Raw genomic sequence first — 21,367 nt, forward strand, 5'->3', positions numbered from 1 at the left:
GTTCAGCCGAAGGCCGCTTCCATGTACGGCGGTTACCGGACCAGGTGATCAAGTTCGACACACCATTCGACGCCGGACGTTAAAGATCAAGTTAGAGGGACCAGTCGTAAGGAATAGGAGTCGAGCCGTTCGGCAGCGTGCTGAGGGACAGGGACAAGGCGGCGCTCAGGATCTCGCCGGAGGTCACCTCTTGCGCACTCGAAGCCGGCGGGGTGATCCCGAGCGCCCGATAGAGCCGGACCCGGTGGAGGGCGAAGATGTCCCCGACATGTCGGCAGTAGGCGTCCACGCCCGCGCGCAGCGCCCGGTGCGCCGCCCCGACCAACAGGACGCACACCGTGATCCAGAACAGGCGCGGCCACCAGCCGGGCAGGAGCACCGCCCAGAGTGTGGTGGCCGCCGAGCACATCAGTGCCTGCACCCGGGCGAAGACACGGGTCGCCGCTGCCGTCAGGTCATCGCGGTCAGGGGCCTCCAGTGCTTTGACGAACGGGTCCCAGCAGACGCTCAGTTCGAGACCATACTTGCGGCGCGTCTCGGCGGATACCGAGATCAGCGCGTTGCCCAGTGTCGTGGGCAACAGCCGTTCCGGGTCGCGCGGCCTCGGATAGCGCGCGGATGCCGCCCGACTGCGCGCGGCATGCCAGCCACTCTGCACCTGCCAGGCGGCGAGGGCATCCCCGCTCAGCCCCGCCGGCGGCTCCGAACGTCGTGCGAATGCGGCGCGCCGGGCACGATGCCGCGCGATGCGGCGCCGGGTGTACGCGAGCGCAGGCCGGGACGTGCCCCAGCGGCCCGCCAAGACTTCGAGCACGAAGGGAGCCGACGCCGAGGCCGCCCAGGCGGACACCACCACGAGTGCGAGTGCGGCCGCGGACAGCACGAGGGGACCCACCGGTTGCTGCGCGGCGATGCCGCAATACACGCGTGTCCATGACTCGGTGGTGCGGCATGGATGGGCGCCGTCATCGCGGCGCCACAGCACGATCAACGTGCCCGCAAGCCAGAACAGCAGCAGCGGACCGCCCATCGCAGCGCTCCAGCGCTTCGCGATCGGCTCCAGGAATCCTTTGACGAGTCCGCCCACAGCAACCACCTACGCCGAGTTGACGAAGGCGCTATCGGGATGCGTGGGACAGCAATCGGCGGCGTAGGGCGAGTCATCGTCGCCGATCGCCTCCTCGGCACAGTCGGTCACCGGGCAGGTCCATACGATCTCAGCCGATCCAGGCCCCGGCAGACTCGGGAAGATCGGCAGTCTGAACCCGGAGCCATCGGACGAGCCGCCACCATCCGTGGGGTTGTCGGGGAGCTCAGCGATCGCCGACGAGGCTCCGTCAGCGGGTGGCGCCGTCGGATGCCCCCGGCCCTGATGGACGAATGCGGCCCAGAAGAAGGGGTCCTCCGCCGAAGTCCTGGCCTTGGTGCTCTGTCCTCGGGTCCGGGCGCGGGCCTCGCGCAGCAGCCGCAGCTGGGCGGTGCGCAGCGCTTCGGCGGGCGGCATTACGTCGAGGTTGAGCAGAGTGTGGAAGTCCCGCATCAACGCGGCGGTCGTGGCATCTTCCACGTGCCACAGCGACCCCACCACGGCGGCTGCCCCCGCCGCGACGAATGCCGTCGACAGGCTCAGAGCGCCGTCGTAGTGCGCTCCCGGCACCGCCGTCGCGCAGGCGGACAGGACCACCAGGGCCTGCGTGCTCCGTGCGGCGCTGTTGCCGTGGGCCAGACCAAGGAGGCGACCGGCCCGCAGCCGCTGCCCGCCGGCCAGCATCAAGTACGAGTCCGTCGCAGGGATGCCATTGCGCGCGTGGCAGGCGAAGTGAGCCACTGGATGGCCGCGTTCGGCCGCATGGCCCTGTAGCGCGGTGAGGACAGCGGCGGGCGTGGCGGGCGCCGCGCTCTCGCCGGAGCCGCCGAGCCGCTGCCCCTTGGCATAGAACCAGCGGTAGACGTCTTCGCCCTCCTGGCGGGCATGGGGCAGATCGCCCGTGGGGTCGAAGACCACGAGCCCACTCCCCGCGAGCGGTGCCAAGGAACGGGTGGCGAACCGGGTCAACATCCCCAGCGAGGACGCGTAGCTGACGGACATGGCCTCGATTGCGAAGCGGTGCATCGAGCTGCCGTCATTCCGGCGCACCCGGTGCCGTGCCGCGTGCCAGGGCACCAGGCCCAGTGTCCCGGACGGGATCAGGACGATCCGTGGCGTTGTCTGGGACCCCGAGGCCGAGAAATGCTCGAAGAGCTGCTTGACCGCTGCTCGCCAAGCCCAGTCGCAGACCTTGCGCAGCGCCCCGCGCCACGCATCACCCGGCGCCGTGTTCGCGACTCCCCGAAGTTGCTGGTCGTGCGCGGCGGTGAAGTTGACCAGGTCCGGTGCATCGGAGCGCAGTTGCGGAAGCCGCAGCGCATGGAGTCGTCCGGTCGAGTGCAGCACGAGGGCCCATCCGTGGTGACGGCCGGCCAGGAGGTACACCACGGCGTCCACGCCCAGCGTCCGGCACAGATGTGCGGGCCAGCCGTGCGCGAGCAACTCCGTGGTGCTCGACAGGGCGTCAAGCAAGGAGGCCCGCAGGGCGTCCGCCGACCGCGTCGAGGCCGGGCCGGTCATGAGCTGTGGCAGCCGGGTGCCGGTCGGCCCGGTGATCTCCAGCCGTCGCGCCCTCCGCATGCGCCGGTGCTCCTCCAGCGTCGAACCGGTGACGGTGGCTGCGCCGGACGCCACCTCCTCGGCCAGGGTCCGGCCCGATTCGACCAGTTCGAGAGCGGCCTCGGCGTCCCCGGCCTCCAGACAGGCCCTGGCGAGCACGTCCGCTTCGCCCACGACCCGGCGAACCTGTTCGGCAGATCGGTCACCAAGGTGGCGGATGAGGGTGTCGACGATGCGCTCACGCAGCGCCCCCCGCATGGTGAGTGGCTCCTCACGCAGGGCGTCGCGCCAGTCGCCGCTTCTCGGAAGCCGAGAGCGTCCCGACTCGACGGCCCACTCGTCAAGCGCCGCGCGCACACGCGTCCAGACCGGCCGTTCCCCGCGCAGCCGGCCGGGGCCCTCGCCCAGCCTCTCCTCACGTGCGATGACCAAACTCGCCGCCGAGTTCGCCCGAGTGAGAAGATCGTAGATACGCGAGCAGTCCCCCTCGTGGTTCCGGACGACGTCCAGCGCGTCCACCAGGGCCACGGCGGCATCCTCCAGAGGATCGCCCTCGTAGCCGGGCACGGCCCCGACGCCGGCGACCCGCAGCTCAAGCAGATTCAGCAGAGCGCACCCGAACTCGGCCCGCAGTGAGGCTAGACGCACTGCGGACTGATCACCCCACTGCAGGCAGTGATCCAGGAGACGCGCAGCAGCCATTGCATCCAGCGGAGCGCGCAGCACCTCGGCGCGGGACAGCAGGGCCAGACCGAGCCCGGCCGCCGCCGTCACGTGCGCTCCCTCGGGGGCGGCCGTCCTGCGCACTTCGTCCGCTCCCATGCGCACGGCGTCGTCCAGCGCATGCAAGTCGCTGCTGTGCTGGTACAGGAGATGGCAGACGGTGGCTAGTGCCGAGCGGTCCTCGGCGCGCTCCAGGAGACTACGAGCGGTCCGCAAGTCGTCTGCCTCGCCCGCCAGTTCATATCTCCGCAAGAGAGCCTCACCAAGGGCACCGAGCCATATAGCACGCTCTGGAGAATCCGCGGGCGCATTTGCCACCATCTCCGCGAGGGTGGCGACGAGGTCTTCCAAGGCGTCACGGTCAGCGCTGTACTCGACCCGCAGACGCTGCCCTGAGACGAGCACGCGGGTCCACTCAAGCCGAGCAGCGGAGTCGCGCTCCTGGAGCTCGTCGGTCTCCAGTGCGCGGGTGAGGTGTTGCACGGCGCGGTCCAGCTCGTCCGGCTCGCGGGACCGTTCGTACTCAGCAAGATGGGTGTAGCCCACGCTTGCCCATGCCTCGCGCAGCACCGTCGCATCGTGTACGAGCATCTGCGCCGTGGCGATGCGGCGGTGTTGGGCCAACGCCCTTTCCAGGTAAGCGGCCTGCCGCGACAGCGCGTACTGCTGCCGTTGGATCGCCCCGGTCAGACGCAGCCATGAAACCGACGTGACATGGGTCCATCGCTGCGCGGCGACCCACAGCGCGTCGGCCGAGGCTTCGAGGTCGGCAGGGTCCCCGTCGGCCTCGTGGCGCAACCAGAGCGCGGCGCCCAACACGCTGTGCCACAAAGCGGGGTAGCGGGCCCCCGCCCACTCTGAGACCACAGCTCCTTGTGCCATCCTGGCTCGGTGCAGGGCCTCGTTGAGATCATCCGCGTGTCCAGCAGCGTCGTAACGCATGAGCTGTGCCAACGCCAGATCGGCGAGCAGAATATGCTCCTGCCGGACGGAATCGTCTTCGACCGTCGCCGCAGCCGCCTGGAGAACGCCGATGGCCTGGTTCAATGCGTCAACATTGCGAGTGTCGGCGAACCGCATGAGGTGGGTCCGGCCCAACCGTAGGGGCACCCTCCAAGCCTCCTCCTCACTGGCGGCCCAAACCTCCGTAGGATCGAGGGTGTCGCGCATCGCCAAGATGCTGGCCAGCAGCTCATACGCCGAGACCTCCCCCGTATAACCGTTTGCAGCCCCCACGGCTGCCGGCAGTGGCATGGGGGCCAGAGTCCGGCTCTCGCCCGTACGGGCGTCGACAAGGTCGAGCAGCTCACCAAGGCGGTCCGGGTCGGGTTCACCAGGGGCCGGTGACGCGACGGTCTCGTATCGGGTGATCCCCACCGGCGGTGCAGTGAGGTGGCCGAGCCGTTCGCGCAGCTCCGGCGTTGCGGAGCCTAAGGCATCAGCGGCGCTGAGAGCTGCGACAGCGTCGATCAAGGCGCCGTCGTCCGCTCCCTCCTCATAGGCGTCGAGGGCGCGCTCGCCGATCAGGCGAGCCCGCAGCCCGGCAGGCAGGACTTGCTCAGTGGTGGGGAGCCAACGACCGGCGAGCCGTTCGACGACGGCTATGTACTGCTCCCGCTGCACCTCGGGCACCGCTGCCCCTCCCCGTAATATCAGGCAACCCAAGCACGATACCGGGATCAGAGTTACTGCAGTGTGCACGGACCGCTCGACCAGCGTCGTCAGCAGTCGCTGGATCCCGTGGCAGGTGAGCGGGATCGGCTCGTCCAGGGTGGCAGGGGTCGGCGCCGAGAAGCACCGTTTATATGACTGAGCTGTCATCGGCCTGGCTGGACCCCCGCCCGGCAGCCACCGGCTGCTGATCCGCCACAACCGGGCTCGTGTCAGGACAGCCGCTATAAGCGGCGTCGTGGCTGTAGCTGTCCGACCAGGTGGAAGACCTCCCGAGCCGCATTCCCCTGCAGGCGGCTATGGGCGCCACGGGGCAGGGCACCGACGCGTCGCCCGTTCGGGCCGACCCGCAACGGGTGGCCCAGCGGCGGCGCCGCCCGCGGTGGGCACTCGAGGCGTTCGCAGATGCCGCAGCAGGATCGAGGAGCGGACCTCGCCGCTGAGGCACGCCGAGGTTTCCCAAGCATCTACCCGGGGGCCTCAGTGATCCGGACCAGGGACGGACCAACTCGGCTTCGCATCAGGCGATTCCATCCGTTGCCGCAGGTCAGAAGCGGGTGAGGTCGTGTACCACAAGCAGACGAAGAACCTTCTTTGTTCTTACAGCCCTCGGAAACTTGGCTTCTTCTAGAGCCTGAAGTCGGTTGCCCGGAGGCATCGTTGCGCTCCAGGCAACCCGACACAGAAGTCACCATCGGGCGCGTCCCGCCCGCCGGTGGGGTCCGCGGGATCACCCGAGCCAGCAGCTCGGCGGCGTCTTGGTGAGTCGCTTCATCTCGTGGACGACGAAGATCACCCGCTGGTGCGGGACGGCCTTCTCGATGACGCGGGCGAAGTCCATCACTCTGGCCCACACCGGCCCCACCTCGACCCGGCTACTGATCTTCTCCGGGAAGACCGGGGCCCGCCCCGCCTCCTGGCGGCGATCCGGTCACCCAGTCACCCCCTCCTTCGGGCTGACCTCGGTCACGCCGGGCGGGTGGCCGGGGTGCCGCTGGGTGTGGGTGGTGTGCGGCGTGGGCCAGTGGTCGGGCGCGGTGGTCTCCTGCCTCAGGCCGTCCAGGGTGGCGCGAACCAGACGTTCGGTCTGGCGGTCGATGTCTTCTCGGCTCTCGATGCGGACCAGGCCGTCGATGAGCAGGACGGCGAGGCCGTGGATGGCGGACCAGACCACGAACTCGGCTCCGGGGCGGGCCGAGGCCGGCAGGCGGGCCGTGTCCGCGAGCCGGTCGAGCTCCGCCGCGAGGACGTCGTGCGGGTGGGGGTGGACGGCGGACTGCGGCCCGGTGGCGCCGCCGCGGAAGACGAGCCGGGCGACGGCCGGGTCCTCGACCGTCCAGCCGACGTAACCGCAGCCATAGGCGACCAGGCGCGCCGGACCCTGGTCCGGCGCGGCGTGCACCGCCACGGCCAGGCGTTCTCCCAGCCGGGCCAGCACCCGCTCGGACAGCGCCCGGACGAGGGCGTCGCGCGAACTGAAGTGGTGGTAGGCGGCACTGGGGCTGACCCCGACCCGGGCCGAGGCTTCCCGCAGGGACCAGCCGTCGACACCGCGCTCGCGCACGAGGGTCTCGGCGGCGTCCAGCAACGCGCCGCGCAGGTCGCCGTGGTGGTACCGCTCCTTCGCCATACGCCGATCTTAACAGTATTCAGATCGATGCTATGCTCCGAAGTGTCATCTAAACACTGTTCAGATTGGGTTACCGCCATGTGCCCTACCGAGCCCGTACAGATCACCCCCACCGATGCCCCGGACGTCCGGCAGAGCCCGCCGCCCATCGTCACCGGAGAGCCGGCCGAGGTCTTCGACGGCGTCTTCGTCATCCCTGACCACCGCGTCGAGCTCGTCCCCAATATCGGCATCGTCCTCGGTGAGAAAGCGGTGCTGGTCATCGACACCGGTATCGGTCCCCGCAACGGTGCCCACGTCCTGGAGCAGGCCCGGCGCCTGGCCGGCGACCGCCGCCTGTACCTGACCGTCACGCACTTCCACCCCGAGCACGGCTTCGGCGCGCAGGCGTTCAAGGACGCGGCAACGATCGTCTACAACTCGTCCCAGCGCGCCGAGCTGCGCCGCAAGGGAGCTGACTACCTCGACATGTTCAAGGGGCTGAGTCCCACGGTCGCCGCCGAACTGGAAGGCGTCGACCTGGTCGAACCCGACCTGGTGTACGACGGCGAGGCGGAGATCGACCTGGGCGGCCGCACCGCGCTGTTGCGCGCCGTCGGCCCGGCGCACACCGGGTCCGACCAGATCGTCCTCATCGACGACCGTGTGCTGTTCGCCGGTGACCTGCTGGAGACCCGCATCTTCCCGATCGCACCGTACTTCCCGCCGCACGACACCGATGTCGACGGCGTCCGCTGGATCGGCGTGCTCGACCAGCTCGCCGCCCTCGGCCCGCGGATCGTGGTGCCCGGGCATGGCGAGGTCTGCGACGCCTCACTCATCCAGGACGTCCGCGACTACCTCGAGTACGTGCGTGGCGAAGCCGCGAGGCTGAGGGCGACAGGTGCCACCGCGGACGAGACGGCCACCGCCGTCGAACGCGCCGCCCGGGCCCGCTGGAGCGCCTGGGAGCGCCCCGAGTGGATCGGCCTGGCCGCCCGGTCCTTCTACGCAGCCGGTTCCCCGGCCTGACCTCCCCACGGCGACGCCGAGCACCATCCCAGGCCCGGACGGAAGCCGGGTCCAGGTGACAGCGGCCCACGCCCCACAGGGCACTCCGGAAGGATTCCCATGGCCACATCCCCTCACCCGGCCCCGACGGGTCCGGACGACAGCTACAGCGTCCGGAGGGCACGCGGCATCACGGCCTACGCGAGGATCTTCGACGTCCCCGAGCAGGATGTCCCCCGGGCTTTCGCGGCGCGCGTCGGGACGCCATTCGCCGAGGAGGCGCTGCAGGCCGCCGGCGGAACCGCGTGGTCACATCCCGCGCTGACCGGACGTGACCGCAGTATCGCCGTCATCACCGCCGTGGCAGCCCAAGGCGTGAGCGGTGACCGCCTGCTCACCCACCTGGCACTGGCCCGGCGGCACGGCCTCGACGAGCAGGCGCTCACCGCCCTGATGACCCTCCTCGCCGGCTACATCGGCTACCCCCGTGCCTCCCAGGCCATGGAGACCGTGCGCACCACCCAGGCCACAGCGGCCGAGGACACTCCCCACCCGAACGCCTGACCAAATCCTCCTCACCGGCGACCCCCTCCCCCGAACGGGCTCATCAGCTCGGCCTCGTCAACCACCTCACCCCACCGGGCGAGCCGCTCACCAATGCCGTGGAACTGGCCCAACGCATCGCTCGCAACGCCGCACTGTCCATCGCGGTCGTCAAGCGCGCGGTCAACGAGCGGACCGCATACGGCGGCCAGGACGCCTTGCGTCAGCAGGATGAGGCCCTCGCGGCGCGCCACCGGCAGCCCGTCCAACCGGCCGGGCGCCAGGGCACCACTCGCACCCCTCGGGGATACTCTGCGGCACGCGCACACGCATGCCGGGCCGTAGCGAAGGCAACCTGTCATGGCGCCGTAGAGAAGGTGCTTCGGGCCCAGTCGGCGTACGACGTCCAGCGCAGTTCCGGGTGGGCGGCGTGCAGCGCCGGCAGGTCGACGCCGTAGCCGACGCTGCGCAGGAACGCCCACATCGCTCGCATGTCGTCGTTGCCGATCTCGTCGAGCTGCACTTCGTTGTGCCGAACAGTCCCACCGAGAGCCGCGCCCAACGCGGCGGCCATGTCACCGGGCGTGGGGGCGTCGCCGGCGAGCTCGATGCGCCGTCCCACGAACGCGTCGGGTGCGGCGAGGACAGCGGCCGCGAAAGCACCTAGGTCGGGGCGCGCCAGTTGCTGCAGACGGCGGTCCGGTGGCAGGGGGAGATCGAGTACCCCCTGGCGGATCCGCTCCTCGCCGCCGAGGGCGTTGTCAAAGAAGTAGGTGGGCCCCAGGATCGTATAGGGCACCTCGCCTGCGGCCAGTTCCCGCTCGATGACTGCCTTGGTCTCGAAGTGCGGTACGCCGGTGTCCTGGTCGGCACCTGCGACGGAACTGAAGACCAGGTGTGGCACACGGGCCTGGTGCGCGGCGGTGAGAATGGCTCGGCCCTGTGCGATCTCGGCGGCCGGTCCTGACTCGAAGGGCGTGGTCATCGCAAAGACACCGGCTACTCCCCTCATGGCTGAGGCCAGAGATTCTCGGTCCTCGAGATCTCCGCCCACGACCTCGACGTTCCGGCCTGCCAGGCGCTGGGCTGAGGCGGATCGAGGGTTGCGGACCAAGCCGCGGACGGCGGAACCGCGGGACAGCAATGCGCGGACGACGGCGCCTCCCTGCCCCCCGGCTGCCCCGAGTACCAGGGTCGGCTGGTCAAGACTCATGATGAAAAGTCCTTCCGAATCCACTCCACAGGACCTCGCCGCCACCGGTGAGAGCGGGCAGCTGCACCATTGATCTGCGATGGCGGAACACCGACCGCTCGTGGAGCGCGAGAGCGTCCCCGCCGCCCGGTGACCAGTGCCGGCCCGCCGGGTTGCCTGATTCATTGACCGCGGGCACCGTGGTGAGTATGTGTTGAATTGTCCCGGAAGGAGCTCGCTGTGGCCGGGACCTCCGACCAGATGTCGCGGACGCTGTGGCCGCAGTTGCGGGTCGCCGACTGGACCGAGACCCGGGACACCCTGCACATGTGGACCCAGATCGTAGGCAAGGTCCGGCTGGCCCACGCGCCCCTGGTCAATCACTGGTGGCAGGTCACCTTGTATGTCAGCCCGCGCGGCCTGACGACATCGGCGATTCCCTACCGCTCAGGAGTGTTCGACATCGAGTTCGACCTCCTCGACCATCTACTGCGTGTGCGCAGCAGCAACGGCACACACCGCACCGTGGCCCTGGAGCCCAGACCGGTGGCCGACTTCTACCGCGAGACAATGCAAGCCCTGGGCGAGCTGGGAATCGAGACGAAGATCCAGGCACATCCCAACGAGGTGGACCCGGCGATCCCCTTCGATGAAGACCACCAGCACGCTTCCTACGACCCGAACGCCGCACAGCTGTTCTGGCGGCAGTTGCTGCAGGCCAACCGGGTGCTGGGAGAGTTCCGCTCGCACTTCGTCGGCAAGGTCAGCCCGGTGCACTTCTTCTGGGGCGCCATGGACCTGGCCTGCACGAGGTTCTCGGGACGCACGGCCCCGCCGCATCCCGGCGGCGCCCCGCACTGTGGTGACTGGGTGATGGTGGAGGGCTACTCCCACGAGTTGAGCAGCTGCGGGTTCTGGCCCGGCGGCGGCGAAGAAGGGGCCTTTTACTCGTACGCCTACCCCGAGCCGGACGGCTTCGCCAGCCATCCGATCAGCCCGGCCGACGCGTTCTACAGCCCCGAGCTCGGCCAGTTCCTCCTGCCCTACGAGACGGTGCGCACCGCGGCCGACCCGGACAGGGTACTGGCTGACTTCCTGCACACGACCTACGAGGCTGCCGCGGAGCACGGCAACTGGGACCGAGCGGCCCTGGAAGAGGACCCGAACCGGTGGCAGGAGCACAGGTAGGCCCTCGCCGCCATGAGGACACCCCGCGCGCGGCGCGCGCTCCACGGGCCAGAGCCGGGCCCTCGCGACGCCAGGAGCCGCATCCTCGAAGCGCACAGCGGCTCCTCACGGCCAACTCGGCTTCACATCAGGCGGTTCCACCCGTTGCCGCACGTCAGAAGCGGGTGAGGCGTGTACCGCAAGGAGACCAAGGACGTTCAAGCCCCGCGTCCGACTGACCCACGACACCGACACTCTGCGCGTGAAGGTCACCGACACCCGGACCGGACACATCCCGTGCTCTCCCGACATGGAACCGCCCGACGACGCGGAGTCCGGCCGGGGTCTGCTGATCGGCGCGGAGCCGGCGACCCGCCGAGCGGTCGCCCGCGTGAAGGCACGCCGGGCCAGGCTGCCCGGGCGGAACTGCCGCTGACGTGAGACGCACCGGCCCGGCCATCGGCAAGCACTTTCACGCCAACGGCCTGGAGAACAAAGCCGAACGGGACCTCCGGTGTCAGTGCCGGGCGCTAGTGTCGTTCGCCCGGCAAGGAGCCGGTGAGCCCAGGGGGAACACGACACCGCCATGCACGACAACCACACCGGATACCGCATCTCCGTCGTCGACGAGGACCCGCTGCGCGCCCGCAAGGAAGCACGCGAACTGCTCGCCTCGCTCGCCGAGGCAGACTCCACGGCCAGGCTGGACCTTCCCGTCCCCGGCGGGCCGGCAGGGGCCGGCGACAAAGGCGGTCCGTCCGCCGAGACCGTGGGACTGCTGCTGAGCGCCGGCTCGTTCGTCGCCGCTCTGGTGCAGACGTGGCTGGCGCGGATCCCTCAGCGCACCCTCATCGTCAAGCGGCCCGACGGAGCAACGCTGCACATCACCGGCAAGGAGGCCCGCGAGGACGACACGCTGATCGAGCGGTTCCTCACGGACAGCGGCGGCGACGGCACGACGGCAGGCTGAGCAACGATGACCGACAACGACCGCCACGCCTTACTCGTCGGCGTCTCCACGTACGACAGCGAGACGTACGCCGACCTCCCGGCCGTGCGGGCCGATCTGCACTACATGCGGGCGGTCCTGGAGAACACCGAGATCGGCATGTACAACGACTGCGCGCTGGCCGCCGAGCCGACGCGCGCGGAGATGCTGCACGCCGTCGAGACGTTCCTGGAAGCCCGGCAGCCCAGCGAGACCGCGCTGCTCTACTTCAGCGGGCACGGCGAGTACTGCGAGCAGGACGGCCAGCTGTACTTCCTGACCCGGGACACCGACCCCGCCGACCTGCCGGGCACGGCCGTACCGGCGGAGTTCCTGGAGAGGATGCTCCAGTCCTGCCGGGCCGCCTCCAAAGTGGTCCTGCTGGACTGCTGCTCCAGCGGTTCCGTCGTCCAGGGCTGGACCGCCAAAGGCCCGTCGGGGGAACCGGACCGGCCCACGCCGAGCACCCTGCTGCGGCCGACCGGCGTGTACTTCATCACCGCGTCCGACGCTCTCCAGGCGGCCTCCGCGATGGCGCCGCCCGGGTCCGGCCTCGGCACCTCCCGGTTCACCGGTGAGATCGTCGAGGGGCTGCACAACGGCCGGATCAAGGACGGCGGCTGGATCACCCCTGACGACCTCTTCGACTACCTGACCGCCCAGATGACCCGCGACGGCGTGCCCGAGGAGCAGCGGCCCACCAAGTCCACGATCAGAGCCACCCGGAGCCTTCCGTTCGCCCGGTCGGTGGCCCGACCGGTGCGGCTTCCCGCGCTCCCCCACGACGCCACCGAGGCCGCCCGGCGCTCCCCCGCGCTGATGAAGGCCCGGGAGCTGGCCGAGGTGGACGAACGGGACGGAGTCGACCGGCAGCGGCTGCTGCGGTACTACGCGGACTGCCTCACCGCACAGGCGGCGGCCGGAATGCGGCCCGACCGCGACGGCGGCCGGAACGAGAAGTACTTCCTGCTGGCCCAGGGGGAGGAGACCATCCAGTCGGGCCGTGGACCGCACATCGTCGCGCCCGGATCGCTGCCCCGCCCACAGGACGGGCGGACCGGTTCGGGCACCGAGGCCGGGACGCGGCAGGAGTACTGGTACGGGTATCCGGCGATCACGCTTCCCGCGCGGGACGGGGGCAGGGGGCGGCGCGCGACGGTGGAGCTGGCACCGCTGCTCATCCAGCAGATGGAGCTGGCGCCGGACGAGGACGGCCGGGACGTGCTCCGGCCCAGCGGCATGCCGTCCCTGCACAGCGGTGTCGTCTCGGAGTTCCTGGACGCGGGCGACGCCGCAGACCTGGTCGCCCGCTGGCAGCCGGCCTGGCAGGAGGGCAACGACGCCCAGATGCTGCGCGCGGTCCGGGAGTTGCTGGACGCGTTGGGGCTGACGGAACTCGAACCGCTTGACCCGTCCGCGCTCAGCGACCGCACGGTCATGCAGGCACTGCGGCCCGGCGCCCACAACGCGGCCGTGCTGCTGGTCCCCTCGGGCGCGGAGGCCATGGCCACCCAGGCGCTGGTGGACAACCTGCTCCAGATCTCGACGCGTACCGCGCAGATCGCGGACACCGCCCTGGGCGCGCTGCTGAACGGCGGGGCCCGGCAGACGCCGGCCACGGCCCCCACCGCAACAAGCCCGGTGACCCTCATCGCTCCGGGGCCGTGCAACGAGAGCCAGGAACAGGTGATCTCGTCGGCGATGACACAGCCGCTGACGGTGGCGACCGGGCCGCCCGGCACGGGCAAGAGCGAGGTCGTCACGGCGGTCGTCACCACCTGCGTCGCCGCGGGGCAGTCGGTGCTGGTCGCCTCCACGAACAACGAGGCCGTGGACGTCGTCGCCCAGCGCTGCGACGACATCGCGCCCGGTCTGCTGATGCGGACGGGCAACGCGGAGGCGCTGGAGCGGGAGGCGGCCAAACTGGAACGCCTGCTCGCCGAACCGGTCGAGGCGCCGCGCCGCGGATCGGCCACCGTGGGCGGCGAGCTGCGCAACACCCGGGGGACGGCCGACCGGCTGCGGGCGGAGGCGGCACACCGCGTCGGTGAGGAAGAACGGCTGCTGGAACTGCTCCGCGACCGGGAGGAGCGGGCCGCAGCCCTGGAGCTGCCCCTGTCCCTGCTGGAAGAGGCCTGGGCTGCGGACGCGGACGGCGTCGCATCGCTGGGCCGGTGGGTGGAGAGGGCGCGGAAGACGGCCGTGGCCCGCTGGTGGCGGCTGGGGGCATGGCGGCGGGGGCGCGCGCTCACCGCGCTGCTCTCGGCGGGGAAGGAGCACTCCGAGGGGGCCGGACCGGCGTGGCCCGAGTGGGCGACGGGACGACCGGTGCCGTCCGAACTGCTGGAGTCCCTGGCCGCAGTCGTGTCCGTGGAGCGGGAGGTGCGAGAGCTCGTCCGTCGGCAAGGGGAATGGGACGAGGAAGGGCTCGAACAGTCCCGGCTGGCTACGGCGGGGGCACTGTCCGGCCTGTCCGCGGAACTGTCCCGCGCGCTGTCCGCCGAGACCCTTGGCCGGGCCGCCGGGCTCATGAACCAGCGGCTCCAGGCACTTCGCCGCCGATCCGGCTACCAGCGCAGCCAGAAGAACCTGATGACACACATCAAGGGTTGGGCCGTCAGCACCCACTCGGTGCGGCAGCTCGAACTGACCCCGAAGCTGTTCGATCTCGTGATCATCGACGAGGCGAGCCAGTGCTCCATTCCGTCAGTGCTGCCGCTGCTGTTCCGGGCCCGCCGGGCACTGATCATCGGTGACCCCATGCAGCTCGGGCACATCCCCGGCGTGTCACCGCAGCAGGAGCGGCAGGCACGGGTGCGGGCCGGGCTGAGCGCCGCGCAACTGGAGCACCACCGCCTCACCTACCACGTGTACTCCTCGTACCACGCGGCCGAACAGCACGGTGACAGCGCGCTGTTCCTCGACGAGCACTACCGCTGCCATCCGCGGATCGCGAACGTCGTCAACGGCCACTGCTACGGCGGTCGGTTGCGGGTGCTGACGGACGTGCGGCAGCAGGCACCGGCGCACGACCCGGTGGGAGCGGCCGACCCGGCACCGGTGCTCGGCTGGGTCGACGTACCGTCGGGGGAATCGGCGCGCGGCGGCGACGGGCGGTCCTGGCGGAACCCGGTGGAGGCTGAGGCCGTGCGGCGCATGGTCGACGGGTTGCTGGCAGGGCTTCCGCCGGACGCGACGGTGGGAGTGGTCACGCCGTTCCGGGCGCAGAAGGAGACACTGGCACGGATGTGGCGGGACGACGACCGGGTCCGGGTCGGCACCGTCCACACCTTCCAGGGCGGACAGCGCGACGTGATGGTGCTCAGCCCGGTGGCGGCGCACAACACACCGCCCCGCACGACGCACTGGGTCGCGAGCCAGGTCAACCTGTGGAATGTGGCGGTCACCCGGGCCAAGTCCCAGCTGGTCACCGTGGGCGGCCGCGCCTTCTGGCAGGGCCAGAGCGGCCTGCCGGCCCTCCTCGCAGCGCGCTCGGCCCTGCTGGGAGCCGACGAGGACGGCACGACGGCCGAGGCCGAAACGCCCGGCCCGGTGACCGCGGTCCGCGAAGACCTCGCCGACCGCCTGCAGCGATACCTGACCGGACGGGGTGTCACCGATCTGGAGCGGACGGTGCTGGTGGGCGGACACCCGGTGGACCTGCTGTTCACCGACGCCGGCATGAACACGGCGGTGCTGATCGACCCCGGCCCGGGGCCCGACGGCGACCCCGCGCGGCACCTTCGGCTCATCCACGCGCGAGGCGACCTGCTCACCGGACTGCCCTCCGGAGGCCATGGGGCCAAGCCCTGCCCGGTGAGCCGGACGGTGCGGGTACCCGCCTGGCGGATCCTGGCGGGCGACACCGCGCTGGCACCGCTGTTCGACTGAGTCCCGGGCAGGGCGGCCAGGCCCGGCGGCCCGCTCATCCGCCGGGCAGGCTCCGTACGACGTACGTCATGTGCTGGAGACTTCCCGCCCGCAGCCACTCCGTGGGCCCGCCCACGCCCTCGCTCGTCAAGAGCGGACCGTTCGCGCAGTCGCTCAGTCCGAGCTGCACCGGTACATCAGTCCCATGGGTGTGCCGATCGAGGACGCGTGGGCCGTCGTCGGCCATGACGATGTGGCCCGGCTTCGTATGCCCGTGCACGAGCCCGCAGGCGTGGGCGAAGACACCGCCCGGCAGTCCGGGAGGTCGGTCTCAGCCGCCGCGCCGCACCCGGGCCGCCTTACGGGCCTCCGCGAGCTTGCGGGCCTCGCTGCTCTTGCGGGACGACCTGCCGCCGGAGCCGCCCTTCGCGTCCTTGGTGCTGCCCAGGCCGCGGAACGGGGCGTTGTGGTTCTTGGGGCGCGGTACGACCGGCCCGCCGTCGAGGGGCTTTCCGGAGGGGGCTTCGGCGCCGGTGATCCGGCTCAGCTCCGCCTCGCCGGACCGCACTTTCGTGACCTTGGGGGCGACGTGGGCGTCCGCCATGACCTGGCTCGTCTCGCGGCGCTGTCCCGACAGGACGAGTGTCACGACGGTGCCGGAACGGCCGGCCCGGGCCGTGCGGCCCGCGCGGTGCAGATAGTCCTTCGGGTCGGTGGCCGGGTCGACGTTGACCACGAGGTCGAGGTCGTCGACGTGCAGGCCGCGTGCGGCGACGTTCGTGGCTACCAGCGCGGTGACCTGCCCGTTCTTGAACTGGGCCAGGGTCCGGGTGCGCTGCGGCTGGGACTTCCCGCTGTGCAGGGCGGCGGCGGCCACGCCGCTGGCGCGCAGATGCCGCGTGAGCTGGTCGACGCCGTGCTTGGTGTCCAGGAACAGCAGGACGCGGCCGTCCCGAGCGGCGATCTCCGTGGTCACGGCGTACCGGTCCGGGCCGTGCACGACGAAGACGTGGTGCTCGATCGCGGGGACCGCGCTGGACGAAGGGTCCACGGAGTGGACGGCGGGGTCGCGCAGGTAGCGCTGCACCAACTGGTCGACGTCGTGGTCCAGGGTGGCGGAGAACAGCATCCGCTGCCCGTCGGGACGCACCTGGTCCAGGATCTCGGTGACCTGCGGCAGGAAGCCCATGTCACACATCTGGTCGGCCTCGTCCAGGACCGCGATGCGCACCCGTCCCAGTCGGCAGTCCTTGCGCTCGATGAGGTCGTGCAGCCGACCGGGCGTGGCGACGACGATCTCGGCGCCATCCCGCAGCACGGCGGCCTGTCGTCCGATGGACACTCCGCCCACCACGGTCGCGAGCCTCAGCCGCAGCGTCTCGGCGTACGGGGTGAGCGCCTCACCGACCTGCTGCGCCAGCTCCCTGGTGGGCACCAGAACGAGCGCCAGCGGCTCTTTCGGCTGCGCGCGCCGCCCGGCCGTCCGGGCGAGCATCCCCAGGCCGAAGGCGAGCGTCTTGCCGGATCCGGTGCGGCCCCGGCCCAGGACGTCCCGTCCCGCGAGCGCGTTGGGCAGCGCCGCCGCCTGGATAGGGAAGGGCACCGTCACACCGTGCTCATCGAGCGCCCGCAGAACCGCGGCCGGCAACCCCAGCTGGGCGAAGGACGCCGCCGCGGGCACTGCCGAAGTGGCGCCCGACGCCTCGGACACATCGTCCTGCTGCCGGGCGTCGGCACGTGCTGATTCGCTCACAGAGAGCCTTCCTCCGAAGGGACCGTACCGAGGAAGGCGCGGCAGGGACGCGGCCGCCAGCCGGAGACTCCGAACGGGGCACCGACACAGCGAGGCTGCAAACGCGCAACGCTAGCACGAGGCACGCCGGCCCGGCCTCCCGTGGTCGCGCCGCTCGACCGCTTTTGACCCGACTTGGCGGCCAAGGCGCGCCTCTGGCAACCGGAAGGGGGCCGCGCAGCGTCCCCATCCTCACCATGCTCACCACAAAGCCGGCCGGCCCCCCGGCCTCCCTCATCGGCCAGCTGCTCGACTTCAGCTGGACCCAGACCCGGGCCTGTGCCTTCGCCATCGCCCTGCTGTCCGGAGTGGCGACATCGACCCTGCTGCCCCGGCTGCCGGTGGCCCGCTACGACCTGCTCGTCGGCTACGGCCTGCTGCTCACGCTGCTGTTCTGGCGGCGCGGCTGGGAGAGCGGACGGGACGTCGCCGTCATCAGCGCCTGCCACGTCATCGGCCTCGCGTTCGAACTGGTGAAGGTCTCGCAGGGCTCGTGGAGCTACCCGGAACCAGCCGTGCTGAAGTTCGCGGGCGTGCCCTTGTACGGGGGCTTCCTCTACGCGGCCGTCGGCAGCTACGTCTGCCGGGCCTGGCACCTGTTCGACCTGGAGCTGTGCCGCTACCGGCCACGAGCGACGGCACTGGTGGCCGCGGCCGTCTACGTCAACTTCTTCAGCCACCACTGGCTGCCCGACGCCCGCTGGCTCCTCGCGGCGCTCCTCGTCGCCGTCACCGCGAGCACCTCCGTACGCTTCACGGTGCGCGGGGTACGGCGGAGCATGCCGCTCGCACTGTCTTTCACGCTGATCGGGTTCTTCCTGTGGGTGGCAGAGAACGTCGCCACCTATGTGGGGGCCTGGCGCTACCCGTACCAGCTGCACGGCTGGCAGCCCGTCAGCGTCGGCAAGTTCGGAGCCTGGGCCCTGCTCATCAGCGTCACGTTCGTGCTCGCGGCACTCGGCCGGTCGGGGACACCCGGGGCGCGGGCGGACTCCGCCGGGTGATGTGGCAACTGCGGATCTCGAAGTCCATCGCACCGCTCGGGCCGGGGTGTTGCGACGACCACTGGAACGGAAGGGTGTACCGCTCCGGGCCTCGCCCGTTCCCCACGCTCGGCCCCGGCGGGGACGACACCGGACGGGGGTGTCCCGCCCCCGCCGGTTTCGATCTCGTCACCGGCGGGGTCCGGGGGCCGTCACAGCGTCGCGGTCGTCGCCTCCCCGGACGCGCTGCCCGCGAGCCACTGGTCCCATCCCAGGTTGAACGCGGCGTAGCCGTTGTCGGCCGAAGCCTTGGCACGGGGCGAGCCGGTGATGGTGACGGGGTCGCCCTGCTTGATCTGGCCGTAGAACCACTTGGCGTCCGACAGGGACAGGTGAACGCAGCCGTGCGAGCCGCGGGCGCTGCCGCTGCCCGGGTTGGGGTCGCCGGTCGAGTAGTGCACGTAGGTGCCGGACTGGGTCAGGTGGATGTCCCAGGGCAGCGTCAGGTCGTAGTAGTTGGGGCTGCCCTTGTCGCAGCTGATGCCGACGCTGCAGGAGGTCATGTGGACCTTCTCCTCCTTGTCGATGACGGCCATCGTGCCGTTCCACGTCGGGTACTGGGCGCTGCCCGCATTGATCGACAGGGTGCGCACGGCCTTCCCGTTCCGGGTCACCTTCATGGTGTGACCGGTCACCGAGACATCCGCGCGCACGTCGTCGCCGATGGTGAAGGTGTGCGTGTAGTTGCGCACGCCGTAGCGTCCGTTGCCGTTGCTGACGCCGTTCATGTCAGCGTCGATCTTCACCTTGGTGCCGGAGGGCCAGTACGACTTCGGTCGCCAGTCGGCGCGCTTGTCGCCGAACCAGTGCCAGGCGCCGACCACCGGCTGCGAGGTGCTCACCTTCATGTGCTTCTCCACCGAGGCCCGTGCCTTCGCCGCCACCGGGTTCGTGAAGACCACCGAGATGGGCATGGCCACGCCGACCGTGGTTCCCGACTGCGGGGTGATCGTGTCCAGCAGCATCGGCGGACCCGCGGGCTTCGTCGGTGACGGAGAGGCGCTCGCACCCGGCTTGCCCGACGCCTTTGCGTCGTCCCCGCTCGCCTTGCCACTGCCGCCCCCACCACATGCACTCGCGCCCACCAGCACCGCACCCGTCACGAGTGCGATCCCTATGCCGCTCTTGCGCCGCCCCACAACCTGCCCCGCTCTTTCGCTCTTCGGCCCTGACGGGCCCGACTCACCTGTCAGACAGCCAGAGCACCGGCCATAGTTGCACGCCTCGCGTAAAACATGTCTCAAAACTCGGCGCACCGCTGTGGGCGTCCACGGGTCCCCTATCGTGTCGCGCCATGACGGTGTTGATCGTTGGCGGCAGCGGGTTCCTCGGCAACGAGCTGGTCCGCCAGGCGTCAGCGGCGGGGTACGTGACGGCCGCGACGTTCGCGACCCGCCCCGGCTCAGCTCCGCGCGTCGCCTGGCACGCGCTCGATGTGAGGGATTCACGGCCTGTGGAGGCCGTCGTGGCGAAGACGGAACCGCGCGTCATCATCAACGCCACGAGCCGCGCAGCCGACTGGGCGGTGACGGCGGAGGGACCCGTCCGGGTGGCGTTGGCCGCTTCGCGGTACGGCTGTCGGCTGGTCCATGTGTCGAGCGACGCGGTGTTCTCCGGGACCAGCGTCAGCTACGAGGAGTCGCGGCTGCCCGATCCTGTCACCCCCTACGGCGCGGCGAAGGCCGCGGCCGAGACCGGTGTCCGCCTCGTACACCCGAGCGCCGTCATCGCCCGCACTTCCCTGATCATCGGCGACCAGCGTTCCCGGCACGTGCGCGTGGTGCACGACCTGGCGTCGGGCCGACGGGACGGGATGCTCTTCACGGACGACATCCGCTGTCCCGTCCACGTGGGAGATCTGGCCGCCGCCCTCCTGGAGCTGGCCGCCTCCGACGTCCACGGCGTGCGCCACCTGGCCGGAGCCGATGCGCTCAGCCGTCACGAACTCGGCATCCTCATCGCCCGACGCGACGGGCTCGACGCTTCCCGGCTGCAGGCGGGGCGGCGCAGCGACGCCGGAATTCCCGGCGGACTCGACAACCGTCTCGACTGCCGAGCGACCCGGCGCGAACTGGCAACCCCGCTGCGCGGCGCCCGGCAGTTCCTCACTCAGGGAACCTGATCGGCTTGCCGCCGCCGCGGGCCGATGGACCCCGGAATCGGGAGGTGGGACTCCGCGGTACTCCAGGAGGCGCCGAGCGCAGCGCCGTCATGGGCGAGGCGGCGGTGGGGGACGGCCACGTGCCGTCGGCGAACGCGACCTGTGACGCCCGGTGTGAGAGGGCCGCTGGTGTACGTGGCGGTCAGTATCGTGCCTGTCGTGATGGTGGGAACCGAGGAGACGCGGCTGATCGTCGTGCGCGGCAACAGTGCCTCCGGGAAGTCGTCCGTCGCGGCCGGCCTGCGCGAGCGGTTCGGCCGCAACCTGGCCCTGGTCGCCCAGGACAACGTGCGCCGCGTCGTGCTGCGCGAGCGCGACCGGCCCGGCGCAGCCAACATCGGCTTGATCGGCATGACGGCTCGCTACGCGCTGGACGCCGGATTCCACACGGTCGTCGAGGGGATCCTGTACGCCGACCGTTACGGCGCGATGCTTGAGGACCTCGTTCGCGACCACCGGGGCGCCACTCGCTGCTACTACCTGGACGTGCCGCTTCAGGAAACGCTCGCCCGGCATGCGACGAAGCCCGATCGGGCATACCTGGCCCAGGTCACCGACCAGCACCTGCGTGAGTGGTACCGCGAACGGGACTTGCTGCCCAACGGGATCGAGACCGTCATCGACGCCGGCACCACCTTGAACGAGACCGTGGAGCGCATCATGCGCGAGACCGGCCTGGACCGGATGCCGCCGATCGACCGCTGAGGCCGGTTCCGGGGGCCGGTGCAGAGGGCGCGTTCCCCGGCCGCGGCGGTGGCGGCCGGCGGGGGCGTCGCGTTCAGCGCGTCCCGGTCGACCACCTCGCCCACCACTCCCGCGGTGGTGAACCGGCAGGTGGGCCACCTCCCCGGCGGCATGACGCTCGACGCCGGGTACGGCACTGCGCTGCGAGGGCGGGCAGTCGCGACCTCTGAGTACGACGGTCGGGTCGGGGCAGGTGTTCCGGGGCA

General features: G+C 70.7%; 17 protein-coding genes. 9 read left to right on the forward strand and 8 right to left on the reverse strand.

The window, feature by feature from the left end:
• Positions 1-91: 91 nt before the first annotated feature.
• The 4 genes from ACZ7GZ_RS18075 to ACZ7GZ_RS18090 form a co-directional block, all read right to left on the reverse strand.
• Positions 92-1,087 (reverse strand): hypothetical protein, encoded by a 996-nt coding sequence (locus ACZ7GZ_RS18075; RefSeq protein ID WP_471025107.1) that lies wholly within the window; start codon positions 1,085-1,087, stop codon positions 92-94.
• Positions 1,088-1,096: 9 nt separating this feature from the next.
• Entirely contained in the window at positions 1,097-5,002 is a 3,906-nt protein-coding gene (locus tag ACZ7GZ_RS18080; RefSeq protein WP_471025109.1) for a CHAT domain-containing protein, read from the reverse strand.
• Positions 5,003-5,771: 769 nt separating this feature from the next.
• Positions 5,772-5,897 (reverse strand): hypothetical protein, encoded by a 126-nt coding sequence (locus ACZ7GZ_RS18085; RefSeq protein ID WP_471025110.1) that lies wholly within the window; start codon positions 5,895-5,897, stop codon positions 5,772-5,774.
• Positions 5,898-5,972: 75 nt separating this feature from the next.
• Positions 5,973-6,671, reverse strand: coding sequence for a TetR/AcrR family transcriptional regulator (locus ACZ7GZ_RS18090; protein ID WP_471025111.1), 699 nt, complete (start codon positions 6,669-6,671; stop codon positions 5,973-5,975).
• 78 nt (positions 6,672-6,749) lie between these two features.
• Here ACZ7GZ_RS18090 and ACZ7GZ_RS18095 point away from each other — a divergent pair, with 78 nt between their 5' ends.
• Both ACZ7GZ_RS18095 and ACZ7GZ_RS18100 read left to right on the forward strand, forming a co-directional pair.
• Positions 6,750-7,682 carry an MBL fold metallo-hydrolase gene (locus ACZ7GZ_RS18095; RefSeq protein WP_471025113.1) on the forward strand — a complete coding sequence of 311 codons (933 nt, stop codon included), beginning with the start codon at positions 6,750-6,752 and terminating at the stop codon, positions 7,680-7,682.
• A 99-nt stretch (positions 7,683-7,781) separates the two neighbouring features.
• Positions 7,782-8,225: a carboxymuconolactone decarboxylase family protein gene (locus tag ACZ7GZ_RS18100; RefSeq protein ID WP_471025114.1), complete on the forward strand. Its 444-nt coding sequence runs from the start codon at positions 7,782-7,784 to the stop codon at positions 8,223-8,225.
• An 11-nt stretch (positions 8,226-8,236) separates the two neighbouring features.
• Here the strand turns inward: ACZ7GZ_RS18100 and ACZ7GZ_RS18105 are convergent, their stop codons facing one another.
• Both ACZ7GZ_RS18105 and ACZ7GZ_RS18110 read right to left on the reverse strand, forming a co-directional pair.
• On the reverse strand, positions 8,237-8,458 hold the full coding sequence (locus ACZ7GZ_RS18105; protein WP_471025115.1) for a hypothetical protein: 222 nt from the start codon (positions 8,456-8,458) through the stop codon (positions 8,237-8,239).
• Between the two features lie 104 nt (positions 8,459-8,562).
• Entirely contained in the window at positions 8,563-9,417 is an 855-nt protein-coding gene (locus tag ACZ7GZ_RS18110; protein ID WP_471025117.1) for an NmrA family NAD(P)-binding protein, read from the reverse strand.
• 240 nt (positions 9,418-9,657) lie between these two features.
• Between ACZ7GZ_RS18110 and ACZ7GZ_RS18115 the strand changes: the two genes are divergently transcribed.
• From ACZ7GZ_RS18115 to ACZ7GZ_RS18130, 4 genes are all read left to right on the forward strand, one after another.
• Positions 9,658-10,584 (forward strand): DUF5996 family protein, encoded by a 927-nt coding sequence (locus ACZ7GZ_RS18115; protein ID WP_471025379.1) that lies wholly within the window; start codon positions 9,658-9,660, stop codon positions 10,582-10,584.
• 241 nt (positions 10,585-10,825) lie between these two features.
• Positions 10,826-10,999 (forward strand): hypothetical protein, encoded by a 174-nt coding sequence (locus ACZ7GZ_RS18120; RefSeq protein WP_471025118.1) that lies wholly within the window; start codon positions 10,826-10,828, stop codon positions 10,997-10,999.
• 150 nt (positions 11,000-11,149) lie between these two features.
• Complete coding sequence (locus ACZ7GZ_RS18125) at positions 11,150-11,533, forward strand: effector-associated constant component EACC1 (RefSeq protein ID WP_471025119.1); 384 nt, start codon at positions 11,150-11,152, stop codon at positions 11,531-11,533.
• Between the two features lie 6 nt (positions 11,534-11,539).
• On the forward strand, positions 11,540-15,442 hold the full coding sequence (locus tag ACZ7GZ_RS18130; RefSeq protein ID WP_471025120.1) for a caspase, EACC1-associated type: 3,903 nt from the start codon (positions 11,540-11,542) through the stop codon (positions 15,440-15,442).
• 310 nt (positions 15,443-15,752) lie between these two features.
• On the opposite strand, the gene ACZ7GZ_RS18135 is transcribed toward ACZ7GZ_RS18130, so the two are convergent.
• Entirely contained in the window at positions 15,753-17,174 is a 1,422-nt protein-coding gene (locus tag ACZ7GZ_RS18135) for a DEAD/DEAH box helicase (protein ID WP_471025122.1), read from the reverse strand.
• A 236-nt stretch (positions 17,175-17,410) separates the two neighbouring features.
• Between ACZ7GZ_RS18135 and ACZ7GZ_RS18140 the strand changes: the two genes are divergently transcribed.
• Positions 17,411-18,217 (forward strand): DUF817 domain-containing protein, encoded by an 807-nt coding sequence (locus tag ACZ7GZ_RS18140; RefSeq protein WP_471025123.1) that lies wholly within the window; start codon positions 17,411-17,413, stop codon positions 18,215-18,217.
• 191 nt (positions 18,218-18,408) lie between these two features.
• Here ACZ7GZ_RS18140 and ACZ7GZ_RS18145 read toward each other — a convergent pair whose 3' ends face one another.
• Positions 18,409-19,395, reverse strand: a complete 987-nt coding sequence (locus ACZ7GZ_RS18145; RefSeq protein ID WP_471025125.1) for a L,D-transpeptidase — start codon at positions 19,393-19,395, stop codon at positions 18,409-18,411.
• Positions 19,396-19,550: 155 nt separating this feature from the next.
• On the opposite strand from ACZ7GZ_RS18145, the gene ACZ7GZ_RS18150 reads away from it, so the two are divergent.
• Together ACZ7GZ_RS18150 and ACZ7GZ_RS18155 are read left to right on the forward strand one after the other, a co-directional pair.
• The gene (locus ACZ7GZ_RS18150) at positions 19,551-20,378 is read left to right on the forward strand and encodes an SDR family oxidoreductase (protein ID WP_471025126.1); all 828 of its coding nucleotides are present in this window, start codon (positions 19,551-19,553) and stop codon (positions 20,376-20,378) included.
• A 201-nt stretch (positions 20,379-20,579) separates the two neighbouring features.
• Entirely contained in the window at positions 20,580-21,122 is a 543-nt protein-coding gene (locus tag ACZ7GZ_RS18155) for an AAA family ATPase (RefSeq protein ID WP_471025381.1), read from the forward strand.
• The last annotated feature ends 245 nt before the right edge of the window (positions 21,123-21,367 follow it).

This window comes from Streptomyces sp. NPDC037288 (genome assembly GCF_055603265.1).